The 17,465-nt window shown below is 72.2% G+C and carries 18 protein-coding genes and 1 tRNA gene; 9 read left to right on the forward strand and 10 right to left on the reverse strand.

Features of this window, described 5'->3' with window-relative positions; translation table 11 throughout:
• Window positions 1-30: 30 nt before the first annotated feature.
• The 6 genes from AB0M76_RS00630 (at window position 31) to AB0M76_RS00655 (ending at window position 4,217) form a co-directional block, all read left to right on the forward strand.
• Window positions 31-115 (forward strand) — tRNA-Ser (locus tag AB0M76_RS00630).
• Between the two features lie 197 nt (window positions 116-312).
• The gene (locus tag AB0M76_RS00635) at window positions 313-603 is read left to right on the forward strand and encodes a hypothetical protein (RefSeq protein ID WP_365950832.1); all 291 of its coding nucleotides are present in this window, start codon (window positions 313-315) and stop codon (window positions 601-603) included.
• 388 nt (window positions 604-991) lie between these two features.
• Complete coding sequence (locus AB0M76_RS00640) at window positions 992-1,153, forward strand: hypothetical protein (protein WP_266995657.1); 162 nt, start codon at window positions 992-994, stop codon at window positions 1,151-1,153.
• A 246-nt stretch (window positions 1,154-1,399) separates the two neighbouring features.
• The gene (locus tag AB0M76_RS00645; RefSeq protein ID WP_365950833.1) at window positions 1,400-2,380 is read left to right on the forward strand and encodes an RNA polymerase sigma factor SigF; all 981 of its coding nucleotides are present in this window, start codon (window positions 1,400-1,402) and stop codon (window positions 2,378-2,380) included.
• A gap of 218 nt (window positions 2,381-2,598) precedes the next feature.
• Complete coding sequence (locus tag AB0M76_RS00650) at window positions 2,599-3,447, forward strand: RNA polymerase sigma factor SigF (protein WP_031141513.1); 849 nt, start codon at window positions 2,599-2,601, stop codon at window positions 3,445-3,447.
• A gap of 50 nt (window positions 3,448-3,497) precedes the next feature.
• Entirely contained in the window at window positions 3,498-4,217 is a 720-nt protein-coding gene (locus AB0M76_RS00655; protein WP_365950834.1) for a hypothetical protein, read from the forward strand.
• Window positions 4,218-4,430: 213 nt separating this feature from the next.
• Here the strand turns inward: AB0M76_RS00655 and AB0M76_RS00660 are convergent, their stop codons facing one another.
• Window positions 4,431-4,670 (reverse strand): hypothetical protein, encoded by a 240-nt coding sequence (locus tag AB0M76_RS00660; protein WP_365950835.1) that lies wholly within the window; start codon window positions 4,668-4,670, stop codon window positions 4,431-4,433.
• A 223-nt stretch (window positions 4,671-4,893) separates the two neighbouring features.
• On the opposite strand from AB0M76_RS00660, the gene AB0M76_RS00665 reads away from it, so the two are divergent.
• On the forward strand, window positions 4,894-5,286 hold the full coding sequence (locus tag AB0M76_RS00665) for a MarR family transcriptional regulator (RefSeq protein WP_365951362.1): 393 nt from the start codon (window positions 4,894-4,896) through the stop codon (window positions 5,284-5,286).
• Window positions 5,287-5,299: 13 nt separating this feature from the next.
• Window positions 5,300-6,916 carry an MDR family MFS transporter gene (locus AB0M76_RS00670; RefSeq protein WP_365950836.1) on the forward strand — a complete coding sequence of 539 codons (1,617 nt, stop codon included), beginning with the start codon at window positions 5,300-5,302 and terminating at the stop codon, window positions 6,914-6,916.
• An 85-nt stretch (window positions 6,917-7,001) separates the two neighbouring features.
• On the opposite strand, the gene AB0M76_RS00675 is transcribed toward AB0M76_RS00670, so the two are convergent.
• From AB0M76_RS00675 to AB0M76_RS00715, 9 genes are all read right to left on the reverse strand, one after another.
• A complete protein-coding gene (locus AB0M76_RS00675) occupies window positions 7,002-7,646 on the reverse strand; it encodes a TetR/AcrR family transcriptional regulator (RefSeq protein WP_365950837.1) in 645 nt (214 codons plus the stop codon).
• A gap of 90 nt (window positions 7,647-7,736) precedes the next feature.
• Window positions 7,737-9,971: a glycosyltransferase family 39 protein gene (locus tag AB0M76_RS00680; protein WP_365950838.1), complete on the reverse strand. Its 2,235-nt coding sequence runs from the start codon at window positions 9,969-9,971 to the stop codon at window positions 7,737-7,739.
• Window positions 9,968-11,236, reverse strand: a complete 1,269-nt coding sequence (locus AB0M76_RS00685) for a bifunctional glycosyltransferase family 2/GtrA family protein (RefSeq protein WP_365950839.1) — start codon at window positions 11,234-11,236, stop codon at window positions 9,968-9,970. Before AB0M76_RS00685 ends, AB0M76_RS00680 begins: the two co-directional genes overlap by 4 nt.
• A gap of 25 nt (window positions 11,237-11,261) precedes the next feature.
• Complete coding sequence (locus tag AB0M76_RS00690; RefSeq protein WP_365951363.1) at window positions 11,262-12,782, reverse strand: HAMP domain-containing sensor histidine kinase; 1,521 nt, start codon at window positions 12,780-12,782, stop codon at window positions 11,262-11,264.
• A gap of 131 nt (window positions 12,783-12,913) precedes the next feature.
• Complete coding sequence (locus AB0M76_RS00695) at window positions 12,914-13,681, reverse strand: response regulator transcription factor (RefSeq protein WP_053785396.1); 768 nt, start codon at window positions 13,679-13,681, stop codon at window positions 12,914-12,916.
• 77 nt (window positions 13,682-13,758) lie between these two features.
• Window positions 13,759-14,637, reverse strand: coding sequence for an amidohydrolase family protein (locus AB0M76_RS00700; protein ID WP_365950840.1), 879 nt, complete (start codon window positions 14,635-14,637; stop codon window positions 13,759-13,761).
• Window positions 14,621-14,959 carry an antibiotic biosynthesis monooxygenase gene (locus AB0M76_RS00705; protein ID WP_365950841.1) on the reverse strand — a complete coding sequence of 113 codons (339 nt, stop codon included), beginning with the start codon at window positions 14,957-14,959 and terminating at the stop codon, window positions 14,621-14,623. The genes AB0M76_RS00700 and AB0M76_RS00705 overlap by 17 nt, the downstream gene beginning before the upstream one ends.
• A gap of 117 nt (window positions 14,960-15,076) precedes the next feature.
• The gene (locus tag AB0M76_RS00710) at window positions 15,077-15,973 is read right to left on the reverse strand and encodes a DUF2797 domain-containing protein (RefSeq protein WP_365950842.1); all 897 of its coding nucleotides are present in this window, start codon (window positions 15,971-15,973) and stop codon (window positions 15,077-15,079) included.
• A complete protein-coding gene (locus AB0M76_RS00715) occupies window positions 15,970-16,404 on the reverse strand; it encodes an Lrp/AsnC family transcriptional regulator (RefSeq protein WP_365950843.1) in 435 nt (144 codons plus the stop codon). Before AB0M76_RS00715 ends, AB0M76_RS00710 begins: the two co-directional genes overlap by 4 nt.
• A 107-nt stretch (window positions 16,405-16,511) precedes the next feature.
• Between AB0M76_RS00715 and AB0M76_RS00720 the strand changes: the two genes are divergently transcribed.
• Window positions 16,512-17,423, forward strand: a complete 912-nt coding sequence (locus AB0M76_RS00720) for an SMP-30/gluconolactonase/LRE family protein (protein WP_365950844.1) — start codon at window positions 16,512-16,514, stop codon at window positions 17,421-17,423.
• The last annotated feature ends 42 nt before the right edge of the window (window positions 17,424-17,465 follow it).

The raw sequence follows: 17,465 nt of genomic DNA on the forward strand, positions 1-17,465 counted from the left end.
GATGCGGATCCGTAGGCTAGGATCCATCTCGGTAGTGTGTCCGAGTGGCCGAAGGAGCTCGCCTCGAAAGCGAGTATGGGGCAACCCATCGGGGGTTCAAATCCCTCCACTACCGCTTCGACCGAAAGCCCCGCCCCGCAAGGGACGGGGCTTTCGGCGTGCCCGGTGCACTTTCGGCATGTCTCAACATGCCTCGACATGCCTCGACGCGCCTCGGTGTGTCTCGGCGTGTCCTGCGCCCTCGGCGCGCCCCGACGCGTCTTTACGGATGACGGCCGCGTGACCGGGCGCCCGCTCGGCCGTTGTCACGGCATGACCAAGACCCAGCGCATGCTCGCCGCCTTCGCCCTCGCGGGGGCCGCCGCGGGCCTCGCCGCACCGGCCGCCTCCGCCGCCCCCATGGCCCCGATCGCCCTCCCGGACCTGCCGCAGGCGGCCCCGGGCATGCCGGAAGGGACGGTGCCGGGTTCCGTCCAGGAGATCGGCGACAAGGTCATCCCGGGGGTCAACCAGCTCAGTCAGCTGACGGACCTGCCGAACCAGCTGTGGCCCGTGCTCGCCCCGGCGGCGCCCGTCGTAGGCCTGCTCGAAGGCGTCCAATAGCCGGAGCAGCAGCCGGTACGGGACGGTCCACACCCCCCGTACGTGGAAGGCCCCGACCGGGGTCGGGGCCTTCCACGTACGGGCGGGGGAAGCGGCATCGGGGGGACAAGCCACTTCCCCCGACGAGGACGGAACCTGCCGGTCCGGGCCGCAGTCAGGGGGAAGCTTGCGGCTCGGACCCCGCAGTGAGGTCCTGTCCCTCACCCACCGGTTTCCTGCCAGAACCGGTGGGCTCGTCTTCAATACTGCGCCACCCGCAACCGCCCGCCCCGCGGCAAAGGACCCGGACCACCGGGCCATTGGTCCATAAAGGCCTGGTGAGTGTCCGAACCCGTCCGGATAGACTCACCCGACTGCGCAGGACCGGTTGGGGAGGCCGACACCGCTCATGGACACCAAGAAGATGATCACGGGTGGGCTCGTCATATTCGTGCTCTTCGTGATCATCACCCAGCCGGTGAAGGCGGCCGACATCGTGAAAATAGGCTTCCAGGGCATTTCGGACGCGGCCCACGGCATCGGCGCGTTCATGACCGAATTGGTGCGCTGAACCCGTACGCTGACGCGGCTTCCGGACTGACCGGCCCCCCACTCCGACGGGTGGGGGGCTTTTGCATTCCCGCGCCCCCGTGATGACCCCACCCAAAACACCCCATTATGCCCAACTTGCCCTCAACACGGTGATATACGGTGCTTGCACACAGTGCACATGTCTTGTGATGCTATGACCGCTTTTGACGGATGAGTTGATACATGAAGGGGTGGCGTGACCGTGCCGGCCAGTACTGCGCCTCAGGTGCCACCCCAGCAGGACCCCCAGCACGGCCCGGAGCGCGAAGCGACGCACGGCCCACAGGGCGCCCCGCACGCCCCACACTCCCCTCAGCACGCCCCTCAGCGCGCCCCTCAGTGCGCCCCTCAGCACGAGACCGCGCGCGCCGCCCAGCCGGACTCCCAGGTTCCGACCCAGCAGGACCCCCCGGAGGAGCCTCCAGCGGCCCCTAGACCGCAGAGCCGGGGCGCGGACACCCGGGCCCTCACCCAGGTCCTGTTCGGGCAGCTGAAGGGCCTTCAGCCCGGCACGAGCGAGCACCACCGGGTGCGCGGGGCCCTCATCGAGGCGAACCTTCCCCTCGTCCGGTACGCGGCCGCCCGCTTCCGCAGCCGCAACGAGCCGATGGAGGACGTGGTCCAGGTCGGCACGATCGGCCTCATCAACGCGATCGACCGGTTCGACCCCGACCGCGGGGTGCAGTTCCCGACCTTCGCGATGCCGACCGTCGTGGGCGAGATCAAGCGGTACTTCCGCGACAACGTCCGCACCGTCCACGTGCCGCGCCGGCTCCACGAGCTGTGGGTCCAGGTGAACGCCGCCACCGAGGACCTCACCACCCAGCACGGGCGCACGCCGACCACGCCCGAGATCGCCGAGCGGCTGCGGATCACCGAGGACGAGGTGCTGTCCTGCATCGAGGCCGGGCGCAGCTACCACGCCACCTCGCTCGAGGCCGCCCAGGAGGGCGACGGGCTGCCGGGGCTGCTGGACCGCCTCGGCTACGAGGACCCCGAGCTGGCCGGGGTCGAACACCGCGACCTCGTACGGCACCTGCTCGTACAGCTGCCCGAACGTGAACAAAGGATCCTGCTGCTGCGGTACTACAACAATCTGACGCAGTCGCAGATCAGCGCCGAGCTCGGGGTGTCGCAGATGCACGTGTCCCGGCTGCTCGCCCGCAGCTTCGCCCGGCTCCGATCCGCAAACAGGATCGAGGCGTAGCTGAAACGGGTGGAGATCGCTCCCCCGTTTCCCACGAATGGGCTCATTCCGCTCTGTCGCTGGAGATATATGTCGACATGGCGCTACAGCGCGTTGCCGACATGTGACATTCTGCTTGAACCGCGTTTGCCGCAGCCCCGCCTCCGGTATTCAGGTGGAGGCTGCGTTCCTCCGACGGGCGCGCCGTACGCGACCGTCCGCGACCTCAAGGGGGTGGCATGTCCGTAGACCAGGGCAGCTCCAAGGTGCTCACGCTCGTCAAGAGCCCGGCGCCGGCAGCACCTGCAGCGCCTGTCCGCTCGGAAGCCATCGACACCCGCACCCTCTCCCGCTCCCTCTTCCAGCGGCTGGCCGCCCTGGACGCGGACAGCCCCGAACGGGCGTACGTACGCGACACCCTGATCGAGCTGAACCTGCCCCTGGTGCGGTACGCCGCCGCTCGCTTCCGCAGCCGGAACGAGCCGATGGAGGACATCGTCCAGGTCGGCACGATCGGCCTGATCAAGGCGATCGACCGGTTCGACTGCGAACGCGGCGTGGAGTTCCCGACGTTCGCGATGCCGACCGTCGTGGGCGAGATCAAACGATTCTTTAGGGACACCTCCTGGTCCGTGCGCGTCCCGCGCCGGCTCCAGGAGCTGCGCCTCGCCCTCACCAAGGCCAGCGACGAGCTCGCCCAGAAGCTCGACCGCTCGCCGACCGTGCCGGAACTGGCCGCGGTGCTCGGGGTGTCGGAGGAGGACGTCGTCGACGGCCTCGCCGTGGGCAACGCGTACACCGCCTCCTCGCTCGACTCGCCCTCACCCGAGGACGAGGGCGGCGAGGGCTCGCTCGCGGACCGCCTCGGCTACGAGGACACCGCGCTCGAGGGCGTCGAGTACCGCGAGTCGCTGAAGCCGCTGCTCGCCAAACTCCCGCCCCGGGAGCGGCAGATCATCATGCTGCGGTTCTTCGCGAACATGACGCAGTCACAGATCGGCGAGGAGGTCGGCATCTCCCAGATGCACGTCTCCCGGCTGCTCACGCGCACGCTGGCGCAGCTCCGGGTGGGCCTGATCGGCGAGTGATCGCCGGCGGCAGGCTTCCCATCTGACACACAGTCAGTCAAACTACCGCGATGCTGCGAAGGGAACGCCAAACCCTCACCCTGCTCACGCTGCCCGTACTGGCCGCCGCATGCCTGACCGGGTGCGGCGGCCCGGCACGTGACGGCTACGCCGCCGCGGGCGCCGTCGCCCCGGGCCCGGAGCGCCGCGCGGGCGACAACGTCGCGCCCCGTGCGCCGGTGGAGTTCCGGCAGCTGGCCGGATCCCCTTCCTCCACCACGAGTACGTCGGCCGGTACCCCGGGTTCGCAGAGTCCTGCCGCCTCCGCCCGGAGCGGAGCCACGACCACCCCGCCCGGGACCACCCCGCCGCCCCAGCCCCCGCCCGGGACCACCCCGCCGCCCCAGCCCCCACCCGGGGCGAGCCCGTCCGTCCCCGCCCCGGGAACCCCGACACCCAAGCCGGGGACGACGCCTCCGGCCACCCCTGCGAGGCTGACCCTGAGCCCGCCGACCCGCACCCCGGCGGCGGACCGCTGGTGCGAGGAGGTCACGGTGGGGTTCACCAACACCGGGACGACGCCGACCCGTTCGGGCACGGTGTCGTTCGCGACGCACATCATCGGCGCCCTCGGCATCGACTGGGCCACGATCACCACGACCCAGCCCGTCCCGGCCCCCATCCCCGGCGGCACGACAAAGACGCAGACCTACACGGTCTGCGTCGAATCCTGGCGAGTCCCGCTGGGCATGCACATAGAAACCCGCTCCACCACGGCCACCTGGACCTGACGCCCACCGCGGCGCCCCTCCAGCCCGGCCGGGGCCATCTCGGCCCCGCCGGCGTTCGAGGCGCGGGGGGCACCCCAGCGGTAGCCGGGGGAGGGCCCGGGGGCAGAGCCCCCGGCCACGGCGCCGCACCCGACCGGGGTCCGGGGTATGCCCCGGGAAACGGCGAAAGGGCGGGGCGGGAGAGAAAGCCCGCGCAGCGACCCGGCAGGGCTACTACAGGGCCAGCCAGGCCACCGCCCCCACCACCACGAGCAGCGCCACCCCGAGCCCCAGCCACAGCCCGTTCTTCGATCCCGAGCCCTGCGCGGCCTGCCGCCGCCGAGCCCCCTGCACCGCAGGCCCCTGCGCCTGCCCGGCCGGCTCGGCCTCCTCGACGAACGCCCGGAACATCTGAGTGCTGCCCGCGGGGTCGTAGTTGCCCTCGGGGCCCTGTGAGTTGTGGTTCGCAGCCATGCCTCAGGACCCTAGCGGGTTTTCCGATTCCTTTACCGCCCCACCCCCTCTATTCATTTGCCTGTAGCAACCAATCGATTCTATGGTTGCCCTAAGCAACAACATGAGGAGAGGAGGGGCGATGACCACCCACGCGCCGCAGGCACCCCCCGCACCACAAACACCACCCGCACCGCAGCCACCACACCCGCCGCAGCCACCCCGCCCCACCCGCTACGAGGAACTGGCCCGCCAGCTCACCGGCATCGGCGCGGTCAAGCGCGACCTCGCCCGCATGCTCCCCCCGGAGTGCCCGCCGGGCTCCGCCGCCGTCCTCACCCTGCTCGACCGCCACGGCGAAATGCGGCTCGGCCGCCTCGCCGACCTCATGGCCATCGACATCTCGGTGACCAGCCGCCACGTCGCCCACGTCGCCGACCGCGGGTGGATCACCCGCGACATCGACCCCGGCGACGGCCGCTGCCGCATCCTGCGGCTCACCCCGGCCGGGCACGCGCTCCTCGCAGAGCTCGGCGCCCGCTACACCGGCGCGCTGGAAAAGGCCCTGGCCGACTGGTCCGCCCACGACATCGACGTACTGAACACCCTGCTGACCCGGCTCCGATCGAGCTTCTAGACAAAGGAACCACATGGCGACGACCGCACCCACCGGCGTGCAGGAAGGCAGCCGGTCGCAGACCACGCCCGACCCCACCCCCATGACCCACCCACAGATCATGAAGGCGCTGTCCGGGCTGATGCTCGGCATGTTCGTGGCGATCCTGTCGTCCACGATCGTCTCCAACGCCCTGCCGCAGATCATCAGCGACCTCGGCGGCACCCAGTCCTCCTATACCTGGGTCGTCACCGCCGCCCTGCTGTCGATGACGGCGGCGACCCCGCTCTGGGGCAAGCTGTCCGACCTCTTCAGCAAGAAGCTGCTGGTCCAGATATCCCTGGTGATCTACGTCCTCGGCTCCGTGGTCGCGGGCCTGTCCCAGAACACCGGCATGCTCATCGCCTGCCGCGTGGTCCAGGGCATCGGCGTCGGCGGCCTGTCGGCCCTCGCCCAGATCGTGATGGCCGCGATGATCTCCCCGCGCGAGCGCGGCCGGTACAGCGGCTACCTCGGCGCGGTCTTCGCCGTCGCCACCGTCGGCGGCCCGCTGCTCGGCGGCGTCATCACCGACACCTCGTGGCTCGGCTGGCGCTGGTGCTTCTACGTCGGCGTGCCGTTCGCGGTCATCGCCCTGATCGTCCTCCAGCGGACCCTGCACCTCCCGGTCGTCCGCCGCGACGTCAAGGTCGACTGGCTCGGGGCGTTCCTGATCAGCGGGGCCGTGTCCCTGCTCCTGATCTGGGTCACGCAGGCCGGCGACTCGTACGACTGGATCTCCTGGACCACCGCGGCGATGACCGGCGGCGCCGTCGTACTCGGCCTGCTCTTCCTCCTGGTCGAGTCCAAGGCGAGCGACCCGATCATCCCGCTGCGCCTGTTCCGCAACAAGACCATCACCCTCGCCTCCGCCGCCTCGCTGTTCGTCGGCATCGCGATGTTCTCGGGCACGGTCTTTTTCAGCCAGTTCTTCCAGTTGGCCCGCAACGAGTCCCCCACGATGTCCGGAATCCTCACGATTCCGATGATCGGCGGTCTCTTCGTCTCCTCCACGGTTTCCGGTCAGGTGATCACCAAGACCGGCAAGTGGAAGGCCTGGCTCGTCTCCGGCGGCGTCCTGCTGACGGCCGGCCTCGGACTGCTGGGCACCCTGCGGTACGACACCCCGTACTGGCACATCGCGATCTACATGGCGCTGACCGGCCTCGGTCTCGGCATGATGATGCAGAACCTCGTCCTCGCCACCCAGAACCAGGTGGCTCCCGAGGACCTGGGCGCGGCCAGCTCGGTCGTCACCTTCTTCCGCTCGCTCGGCGGCGCCATGGGCGTCTCGGCGCTCGGTGCGGTCATGGCCAACCGGGTCACCCACTACGTCAAGGACGGGCTGGCCGCGCTCGGCCCGAAGGCGGCGGCGATGGGCCACGGCGGCACCGCCGGCGGCGGGATCCCCGACCTCGACAAGCTGCCCGCGCCGTTCCGCACGGTCATCGAGTCGGCCTACGGGCACGGCGTCGGCGACGTCTTCCTCTACGCCGCGCCCACCGCGCTGCTCGCGCTCGTCCTGGTGCTGTTCATCAAGGAGGTCGCGCTGAAGTCCAAGCCGGCGGCCCACGCCCCGGCGGCATCGGCCGTCGCCTCCTCGGCGGAGTAGCAACACCAGGCGATACCCAGCAGCCCCCGTCGGACTGCCCCCCGCCCTGCACAACAGGACGGAACGGGCACCCGGCGGGGGTTTTCTACGCCCCCGGCCGGGCGGCGGCCTTCGCCTCGATGCCCGCGATGAGCACGTCGAGCGCGAGGACGAAGTCCCCGTCGGGCACCCGCCGGGCGGCGCCCCCGCAGCCGTGCAGGAACTGCGAGACGGCCAGGTGCGCACCGGTCCGGCAGGCACCCGCCAGGCCGGTGGCGTCGAGCAGCCGCTGCAGGGCGGAGTCGAAGGCCCGGGCGTGCGGGCCGATGTTCGGGTACGCGGCGGTCAGCGGAGCCACCCAGGGGTGCTGCGCCAGCAGCCGCCGGTAGCCGCAGGCCAGCGATCGCAGCCGGCCGGGCCAGCCGTCCTGGACCGGTGCGACCGGCTCGGCCGGGACGGTCCGGGGCAGCGGGAGCTCGCCCAGGGCGCGGTCCAGGGCGAGTTCGAGCAGATCGTGCTTGGTGTCGACGTACCAGTACAGGGACATCGCGGTGACCCCGAGCCCGGCCGCGAGCCGCCGCATCGAGAACCGGGCCAGCCCCTCGGCGTCGAGCAGCCGTACGGTGGCGCCGGTGATCCGCTCCCGGTCGAGGCCGGAGGGCGCCTCGGTGCGTCGTCTGGCGGGTCCGGTGTGCCCGCCGGCCAGCCACACGCTGGTCCGGGCCTTGCCGGAATCGGCCGCGGTCACCATGGAGGCACCCTCCTCACGACAGCTGGATCAGCCCGGAATGCCCGGTCCGCCCACTTGATGCTAGAGGGTGCCCCTCACGTTTCGGCAGGATCAGGACGGGGCGGACGTGCCGTTCAGGGGGGCGGTCAGGTCGTAGAACGTGGCTCCGCCGACCGTCGTGGACCTGAAGTTGGCCTTGACCCAGCTCGAGATGGTGCTGCTGGTGCCGCCGCCCGGGCCGCCGCCGCGCATGGCCTGCCCCTCGCCGCCGACGCTGTCGTTGTCGCCGATGAAGTAGTGGACCTTCCCAGTGCGCACGTACCCCTGGAACTTGGCGAGCGTCGGGGAGGGGTCGCTGCCGTTGAACCCGCCGATCGGCATCACCGGCTCGCCGGAGGCCAGCTGGTAGCTCGCCGCGTTCTGCGCGCCGATGGCGGCTGCGGCCCAGGTGTACTTCTCCGCGTCCTTGCGCAGGGCAGCCGTGGCCTCCTTGCCGGCCTTGGTGCCGTTCAGCAGGCCGCCGGGGCCGCCGCCGGCGTTCTGCGGGCCGCGCGCACCGCGCCCGCCGACCGCCTGGCCGCCCTGGCCGCCCTGGCCGCCGGGGAATTGCCGGGGCCCGCCCTGGGAGTTGCCCTGAGGACCGCCGCCCTGGATCCCGCCCTGCCGGCCCTGCCCTTGCTGGCCCTGTTGGCCCTGTCGGCCCTGCTGCGGCATGCCGCCCTGCGGGGCCGCGCCGGGCGGGAGTTCACCGGCGCCGAAGAACCGCATGCCCATGCCGCCCCGGCCGCCCGAGACCGCGGGCCCGGCGGTCACGATCGACCCGCCGCGCGGGGAGTCCACCGTGGTCAGGCAGTACGCGAGGGGACCGGCCAGCGCCGCGCCCAGCCCGAGCGCCGCCGCGCCCAGCACGAACCGCCGACCGAGCCGGGCGCCGAGGAGCAGCCCGGCGGCCGCCGCCAGGCCGGCCACGAGGACCGTCCAGCGCAGCCACGGCAGGTATCCGGTCGAGCGGCCGAGGAGGACGTACGACCACCACGCGGTCAGGGCGAGGGTGCCGGACAGGGTGAGCGCGGCGGCCTTGCTGCCCCGCTCCTCCCACAGCATGGCCACGCCCATGCCCACCAGCGCGGCCACGAACGGCGCCAGCGCCACGGTGTAGTACTCGTGGAAGATGCCCTGCATGTAGCTGAAGACGAGCGCCGTGGTCAGCAGGACGCCGCCCCACACCAGGAAGGCCGCGCGGGCCATGCCCTCCAGGGAGTCGGTGGCCCGCCGGGCCCGCCAGGTGATCACCAGTCCGGTGCCGAGCATGACGAGGGCCGCCGGGAGCAGCCAGGAGATCTGCCCGCCGATGTTGGCCGAGAAGAGCCGGTCGATGCCGGTCTCTCCCCAGCCACCGCCGCCACCACCGCCGCCACCAGCGCCGCCGGTGCGGGCGCCGCCGCCCACACTGCCGGTCTCGTTGCCGTTGATCCGGCCGAGACCGTTGTAGCCGAGGGTCAGCTCCAGGAAGGAGTTGGTCTGCGAGCCGCCGATGTACGGGCGGGAGGACGCGGGCCAGAGCTCCACGATCGCCACCCACCAGCCGCCGGCCACCACCATGGCGGCTCCGGCGAGCAGCAGCTGGCCCAGCCGGCGGCGCAGCCGGGTCGGCGCGCAGACGGCGTACACGAGGGCGAGCGGCGGCAGGATGACGAAGGCCTGCAGGGTCTTGGTCAGGAAGGCGAAGCCGACCGCGACGCCGGCCCAGACGAGCCACTTGGTGTGGGCGCCGTCGAGGGCGCGCAGGACGCAGTAGACGGTGACGGTCAGCAGCAGGGTCAGCAGCGCGTCGGGGTTGTTGAAGCGGAACATCAGCGCGGCGACCGGGGTGAGTGCGAAGACCGTGCCGCTGAGCAGTGCGGCCGCGGGCCCGAAGTGGCGGCGTACGGCGGCGTAGAGCACGGCGGTGGTGCCGACACCCATCAGGGCCTGCGGGACGAGGATCTGCCAGCCGCCGAGCCCGAACAGCCGGACGGACAGCGCCATCGGCCACAGGGCGGCCGGGGGCTTGTCGACGGTGATGGAGTTCCCGGCGTCGGAGGAGCCGAAGAAGAAGGCCTTCCAGCTCTCGCTGCCCGCCTGGACGGCCGCGGAGTAGAAGGAGTTGGCGTAGCCGGAGGCTCCCAGGTTCCACAGCAGCAGGATGGCGGTGGCCAGCAGGAGTACCGCGTACGCCGGGCGCTCCCAGCGGGGGCGCCGCGCGGCCGCGGCACCGGCCGTGGCGCTCGGCGCGGTCGAGGAGGTCGGGGCGGTCGGGGCCCGTTCGGGGAACGGGGAGTCCATGGGTGGTACGGCCGTGGTCATCGGATGTCGTCCTTCGCGGGAGTGGCGCGCCGCTCGGGGAAGACCCAGGCGCGGAAGAGCAGGAACCTCAGCACGGTCGCGGCGAGGTTGGCCGTGATCAGCACGGCCAGTTCGGTGCTGTGGGAGGGATCGGCCGTGGCGGCGCCGAGGGCGGCGAGCGACCCACTGGTCAGGGCCAGCCCGACGCCGAACACGACGAGGCCCTGGGCCTGGTGCCGGACGACCCGGTCGCGGCCGCGGACGCCGAAGGTGAGACGGCGGTTGGCGGCGGTGTTGGCGACGGCGGAGACCAGCAGGGCGCCGGCGTTGGCGAGCTGCGGTCCGGCACCGAGCCGGAAGAGGGAGTACAGGGCGAGGTAGGCGAGCGTGGACAGCACCCCGATGACGCAGAAGCCGAGGAGCTGCCGGGCCAGCCCGCGCGGCACACCGGGCAGGGCGCTGCGGTCGCGCGGATCGTCGCCGAAGGGGCGGGCAAGCCGGTCGAGCGGCAGCGCGCCGACGGCCAGGGCCCGGCCCACCCGCCACATCCCCTTGAGGTCCTCGGTCGCGGTGCTCACGATGTGCACGGTGGAGTCCGGGTCGTCCACCCAGTCCACCGGCACCTCGTGGATGCGCAGCCCGGCCCGCTCGGCGAGCACCAGCATCTCGGTGTCGAAGAACCAGCCCGAGTCCTCCACCAGAGGCAGCAGCCGCTCCGCGACCTCCCGCCGGATGGCCTTGAACCCGCACTGGGCGTCGCTGAAGCGGGCGGCGAGGGAGGAGCGCAGGAGCAGGTTGTAGGCGCGGGAGACGAACTCCCGCTTGGCGCCGCGCACCACGCGCGAGGAGCGGGCGAGGCGGGTGCCGATGGCGAGGTCGGAGTGCCCGGAGATGAGCGGGGCGACCAGCGGCAGCAGCGCGTTGAGGTCGGTGGACAGGTCCACGTCCATGTACGCGAGGACGGGTGCCTCGGAGTGGGACCAGACGGTGCGCAGGGCCCGGCCACGGCCCTTCTCCTCCAGCCGGGTGCTGCGTACGCCGTCGACGGTGACGGCGAGGCCGGCCGCGACCTCGGGGGTGCGGTCGGTGCTCGCGTTGTCGGCGATCGTGATGCGGAAGGGGTACGGGAAGGTGCGGGTGAGGTGGTCGTGGAGCCGGCGCACACACGGGCCGAGATCCTGCTCCTCGTTGAAGACCGGGATCACCACGTCGAGTACGGGCTCGCCGGGCACGGGCGCGAGGTGCGCCCGTGCCGGAAGGGCGCCGGAGGAGGTGTCGGTTGGCATGCACCGACCTTCGCCGGGCGGGCTGTCACCGCTGTGTGGTGAGCCTGTGCCCCGTCTGTGAGTCCGTCGTCCTCTTCGTCGTCGCGCTGTGCATCGTCGCCTGGTCCGGGGCGAGGGGGAGCAGGACCTCGAAGCGGGTGCGCCCCGGCTCGCTCCGTACGTCGACCTGTCCGCCGTGGGCCGTCACGACAGCCTGGACGATGGCGAGCCCGAGGCCGGTGGAGCCCGCGGCCCGGGAGCGCGAGGCGTCGCCGCGGGCGAACCGTTCGAAGACATGGGGGAGCAGGGCGGGCGGGATACCGGGCCCGTTGTCCTCGATCCGCAGCCGGACGGCGGATGTTTCACGTGAAACATGGGCGGTGACGGTGGTGCCGGGTGGGGTGTGCGTACGGGCGTTGGCGAGCAGGTTGACCAGGACCTGCTGGATCCGGGCCGGGTCGGCGAGGACCGGCGCGGGCTCGTCGGGGAGCTCGAGGCGCCAGTGGTGCTCGGGTCCGGCGGCCCGGGCGTCGCTGACGGCGTCGACGACGAGCGGGGCGAGGTCGGTGTCGGTCGAGGAGAGCGGGCGGCCGGCGTCGAGCCGGGCGAGGAGCAGCAGGTCCTCGACGAGGCCGGTCATCCGGGTCGCCTCGGATTCGATGCGGCCCAGGGCGTGCCGGGTGTCGGGACCGGGCTCTTCCCGTCCCCGGCGGGTGAGTTCGGCGTACCCGCGGATGGAGGCCAGCGGGGTCCGCAGTTCGTGGCTGGCGTCCGCGACGAACTGCCGCACCCGGGTCTCGCTCTGCTGGCGGGCCGTGAGCGCGGAGGAGACGTGCCCCAGCATCCGGTTGAGGGCGGCGCCGACCTGGCCCACCTCGGTACGGGGGTCGGCCTCGGCGTCCGGGACCCGCTCGTGGAGGGCGGGTTCACCGCTGTGCAGGGGCAGTTCGGAGACGCGGGTCGCGGTGGCGGCCACCCGGCGCAGCGGCCGCAGGGCGACCCCGACCAGGGCCTGCCCGGCGAGGGAGGCCGCGATCAGCCCGGCCACGGTGACGAAGACCTCCACGGCGATGAGCGTGCTGACGGTGGAGTCGACCTCGGCGAGCGGGAAGCCGAGGACCAGGCTCCCGTCGGGCGCGGTCAGGACCCGGTACGCGCCGAGGCCCGGCAGGTCCAGGTTCGTTGCATCCGGCCGGCCCTGTTCGCCGGCCTTGCGGGCGGCTCGGGCCAAGGCCTCGGTCTGGCCGGCCGTCAGGTGCTGGATGTTGTCGTACCCGGGTCCGCCGACGGCGGCGCTGCGGGCCGTGATGGCGACCGTGCCGTCGGTGAGGAGGCGGATCCCGGCTGCGCCCAGCGGGGACCCGGGAGCCAGGACGAACTTGTCGTCCTTGTCCCGGAGCGCCTTCTCCCCGATGGGCCTCCGGGCGACCATCTCGACGGAGACCCTCAGCTGGTCGTCTAGCTTGTCGACCAGGTACGAGCGCAGCGCGAGGGTGGTGACGGTCCCGATGGCTGCGCCCACCACGGCGATCAGCGCCACCGCCGAAACGACGAGCCGGGCCCGCAGGGACCAGGCACGGACGGGTCGGAGCCGGAGCCGCGCGCGCCCGGGCCGACGGACGGCACGGGGGCGGGCGGGCCGGGAACGGACGGGCCGGGAGCGGACGGCGCGAGAGCGCCGCGGCAGGCGGAGTGCCACTACTCCGCCGGCTTGATCAGGTAGCCGGCGCCGCGCCGGGTGTGGATCATCGGCGGGTAGCCCGGGCCGCTCTCGAGCTTCCGCCGCAGGTAGGAGATGTACAGCTCGACCACGTTGGCCTGGCCGCCGAAGTCGTACGACCACACCCGGTCCAGGATCTGCGCCTTGCTCAGCACCCGCCGGGGGTTGCGCATCAGGTAGCGCAGCAGCTCGAACTCGGTGGCGGTCAGGTGGATCTCCCGCCCGCCGCGGGACACCTCGTGGCTGTCCTCGTCGAGCTGCAGATCACCGACGGCCAGGACGGAGCCCCCGCGCGCGGCCTGCGCCGCGCCCGAGCGGCGGACCAGGCCGCGGAGCCGGGCCACGACCTCCTCGAGGCTGAAGGGCTTGGTGACGTAGTCGTCGCCGCCCGCCGTCAGGCCCGCGATCCGGTCCTCGACGGAGTCCTTGGCGGTCAGGAACAGCACCGGGAGCTGCGGGATCTCCCGGCGCAGCTGTCCGAGGACGGCGAGTCCGTCCATGTCGGGCAGCATGATGTCGAGGACCACGACGTCCGGCCGGAACTCCCGCGCGGCCCGCACCGCGCCGGCCCCGTCGCCCGCGCTGCGGACCTCGCAGCCCTCGTAGCGCAGGGCCATGGAGAGCAGCTCGGAGAGCGAGGCCTCGTCGTCGACGACGAGCACCCGGCAGGGGCCGCCGTCGGGCCGGACGAGGGCTGTGGGGTTGCTGGTGGACGTGGACGCGTGGGAGGTGGTCGTCGCAGTCATGCGACCACGCTGACCGCGGCCTCTGAGAGCGTTCTTGTCCTTACCTGTGAATTTCCTGAGAAACCCTCGGAGGCCGCTCAGACCAGGTGGAACAGCCGGGCGCCGTTGTCGTGGCAGACCGCGCGCAGCCAGTCGTCGCCGAGGCCGAGCCGTTCCAGGGCCTCGAGCTGGTGCTCGTACGGGTAGGGAATGTTCGGGAAGTCCGTGCCGAGCAGGATCCGGTCGCCGAGGTCCACGAGCCGCCCGAGCTCTTCCTGCGGGAACCCGTGCAACCGCTCGGAGAAGTCGGTGAAGGCCATCGTGGTGTCCAGCCGCACCGCGGCGTACCGGTCGGCGATGTCCAGGAAGTCGGCGTACTCGGGCATGCCCATGTGCGCGATGATCAGCGGCAGCCGGGGGTGCCGGGCCAGCAGCCGGGCGATCGGCTCGGGTCCGGTGTACTTGGCCGGGACGGGCCCCGACCCGCAGTGGATCACGGTCGGGATGTCCGCCTCGGCGAGCAGCCCCCAGACCGGGTCGAGCCGGTCGTCGTTCGGGTCGTACCCGCCGACCTGGAGGTGCGCCTTGAAGACGCGGGCCCCGGCCTCGACGGCCTGCCGGACGTACGCCTCGGCCCCCTCCTCCGGGAAGAAGGTCGCGGTGTGCAGGCAGTCGGGGGTCCGGTCGGCGAAGTCCGCGGACCAGGAGTTGAGCCATGCGGCCATCGCCGGCTTGTGCGGGTAGAGCATGGACGTGAACGCCCGGACCCCGAACTCCCGCAGCAGCGCGACCCGCTGCTCCTCCTCGTGCCGGTAGGTGATGGGCCATTCGACACCGGTCAGCGGTCCGACCGCGTCGAAGTAGTCCCACACCTTGTCCAGGACCCGCTCGGGCATGAAGTGCGTGTGGACGTCGACCAGTCCGGGCAGCCCGAGCCGCTCCCGGAAGGCGCGGACCGCGTCAGCCGTTGCGGGCAAAGCCGTGGCTCCGCTCGACGGTCGCGACGTGCAGGGTGTAGCTCTCGTACCAGTCGGCGCGGCCCTTCTTCATGGCCGCCTGGTGCTCCAGGTCCTGCCGCCACTCGGTGAGGGACTCGTGGTCGCGGAAGTAGGCGACGGTGATGCCGAGGCCGCCGGGGGTGCGGGCGAACTCGTAGCCGAGGAAGCCCGGGTTCGCGGCCACGATCTCGTTCATCCGCTGGTTGGTTTCCGGGTAGCCGGTCTCATCAGGGGTGCGGATATTGCTGAAAACCGCCATCACGTACGGCGGTTCGAAGGCGGGTACGGGCTGGATGCTCATGCCCACCACCCTCTGCGGCGGCCCCCTGGCATGTCCACCGGAAAGGGGCCCGGCAGCCCAAAGGGATCCAAGTTTTGACCTTGGCCGCCATAGCGGTGCCCGGGACGGGCCCGCTGGTCAGAACAGCCCGTCCTGCTCAACGGGGGCGGCGGGCGGCGGCAGCTCGGCGACCGGCACCGCAGTCGCGCCGCCCTCGGCCGGGGCGCCTTCGGCCGGGGCGACCAGCTCCCAGCCGGCGAGCAGCCGGGTGTCCACCACGAGCCCGTCCGCGAAGTGCAGATCGGGACCGGCCGCGCCGACGAGCCGGCCCACGACGGCCCCGCCGGGGACCATCCCGGTGATCACCCGTGCGGGGGCGGGCAGCCCGTCCAGCCCGAACGGCCCGGAGTGGTCGACGGTTTCGCACACCAGCCGCTCGAGCGACTCCGGCCAGCCCGGCAGGGCCGCGGCCCGGGCGTGCAGCTCGGCGACCTCCCGGGCCCGGTCGGCCGCCGCCGGCAGGTTGCCCCGTACGGCGCGCTTGCGGGCGTACACGATCCGGTCCGGCACCCCGAGAGCGGCCCGCAGCAGCTCCTCGGTGCGGCGGGTGGCCATCAGCGGCCCCCGGCCCAGCCAGGTCCAGGTCACCGCCCCCTGCTCCAGCAGCCGGGCCGGGCCGCGCTCCTCGGCGGTGATGCCGACCTTGACCAGGCCGGGCCCGAACCAGGCCAGGTAGACGCGATAGGTGCGCGGATCGGCGGCGTTGGTGTCGGCGGCCACCGAGAACGACCGGTCCAGGCGGGCGCATTCGGGGCACTGGGCGTTCCCGGCCCGGCCGGGCACCGTGGCGGCCGTGGGGCACGGGGTCCGCTTCCCGGCCCGCCGTACGCCGAGGCAGTGCCGCTCCCCGCGGGCCGCGAAGGCCAGGCGCTGCCCGTACGTGAGCGGGCTGCTGCGCTCGCCGCGTCCCTCGGCGCACCACCCGATGGCGGGGCGGCCGTCGTTCCACCGGATCCCGGTGCACCGCCAGGTCACAGCGGGAGGGGCCGCTCGAAGAAGGTCTCGAGCACGACGGTCGCGTGCGTACCGCTGACGCCGTCGATGGCGTAGAGGCGGCGCAGGACGTCCTGCAACTGCTCGGTCGTGGCCGTGCGCACCTTCACCAGGACCGAGGCACTCCCCGCGATGATGTGCGCCTCCTGGATCTCGGCGATCGCCTCGAAGGCCGCCTTCGACTCCCCCATCCAGGCGTTGGAGTCGACCATCACGTAGGCGAGCACCCCGCTCCCGACGGCCGCGGGGTCCACCTCGACCGTCGTGCGCCGGATGACCCCCCGCTCGCGCAGCTTGCGTACGCGCTCGTGGGTGGCCCCGGCCGAGAGCCCGACGGCGGCGCCGAGGGCGGCGTACGACTGGCCCGCGTCCTGCTGCAAGCGCAGGACGAGCGCCCGGTCGATATCGTCCACGCGATCTTCCTCCCATCCCCTGGAATCCCTTGCGCCGACGGTACAGGATCCTGCAATCTCAACACGAGGCCGAACCTAATTCGGCGGCGAACTCACCTGGGGGAAGAATGTCATCCATAGCCGACCTCGATCTGTACGAGATACTGGACGAACGATTCCGCACCGGCCGCTGCGCCAACGGCGACGCGCGGCTCGAACGGCTCTACGACGACTGCCGCTGGGCGGAGGGCCCGCTGTACCTGCCGGCCTGGCGCCAGCTCGTGTGGAGCGACATCCCCAACGACCGGATGCTGCGCTGGGACGAGGCGACCGGCGCGGTCTCCGTCTTCCGCTCCCCGGCCGGACACCCGAACGGCAACACCCTGGACCGCGAAGGCCGCCTGATCACCTGCGAGCAGGGCAACCGGCGCGTCACCCGCACCGAACCGGACGGCACCCTCACGGTCATCGCCGACCGCTTCGACGGCAAGCGGCTCAACAGCCCGAACGACGCCGTGGTGCACTCGGACGGCTCGATCTGGTTCTCCGACCCGGACTTCGGCATCACCAGCGACTACGAGGGACGCCGCGCACCGGCCGAGATCGGCGCGTGCAACCTCTACCGCGCCGACCCGGCGACCGGCGAGGTGCGCCTCGCCGCGGACGGGTTCCTCGGCCCCAACGGCCTGGTCTTCTCGCCGGACGAGAGCGAGCTGTACGCGGCGGACACCCGGGCGGGCCACATCCGCGCGTTCAAGGTCGGCGCGGACGGCACGCTGACGGACGACCGCGTCTTCGCCGAGTGCCGCCCGGTCGACAACATCCGCTTCGACGACGGAGGCCGGCTGTGGGTGGCCGCGATGGAGAACGGCGTGCACTGCTACGCGCCGGACGGCACCCTGATCGGCCGCATCCGCGTCCCCGAACCGGTCTCGAACATCGCCTTCGGCGGCCCGAAGAACAACCGCCTCTTCATCACCGCCACCACGTCGCTCTACTCGCTGGTCCTCTCGGTGACGGGCCTCCCCCGCGTCCTCTAGCGCCCGGCGTGCCCGGCCCGGCGGGGCGAGGCGGGACGGGGC

Origin of the sequence: Streptomyces sp. NPDC051364 (assembly GCF_040682115.1) — a bacterium.
Taxonomy (GTDB): domain Bacteria; phylum Actinomycetota; class Actinomycetes; order Streptomycetales; family Streptomycetaceae; genus Streptomyces.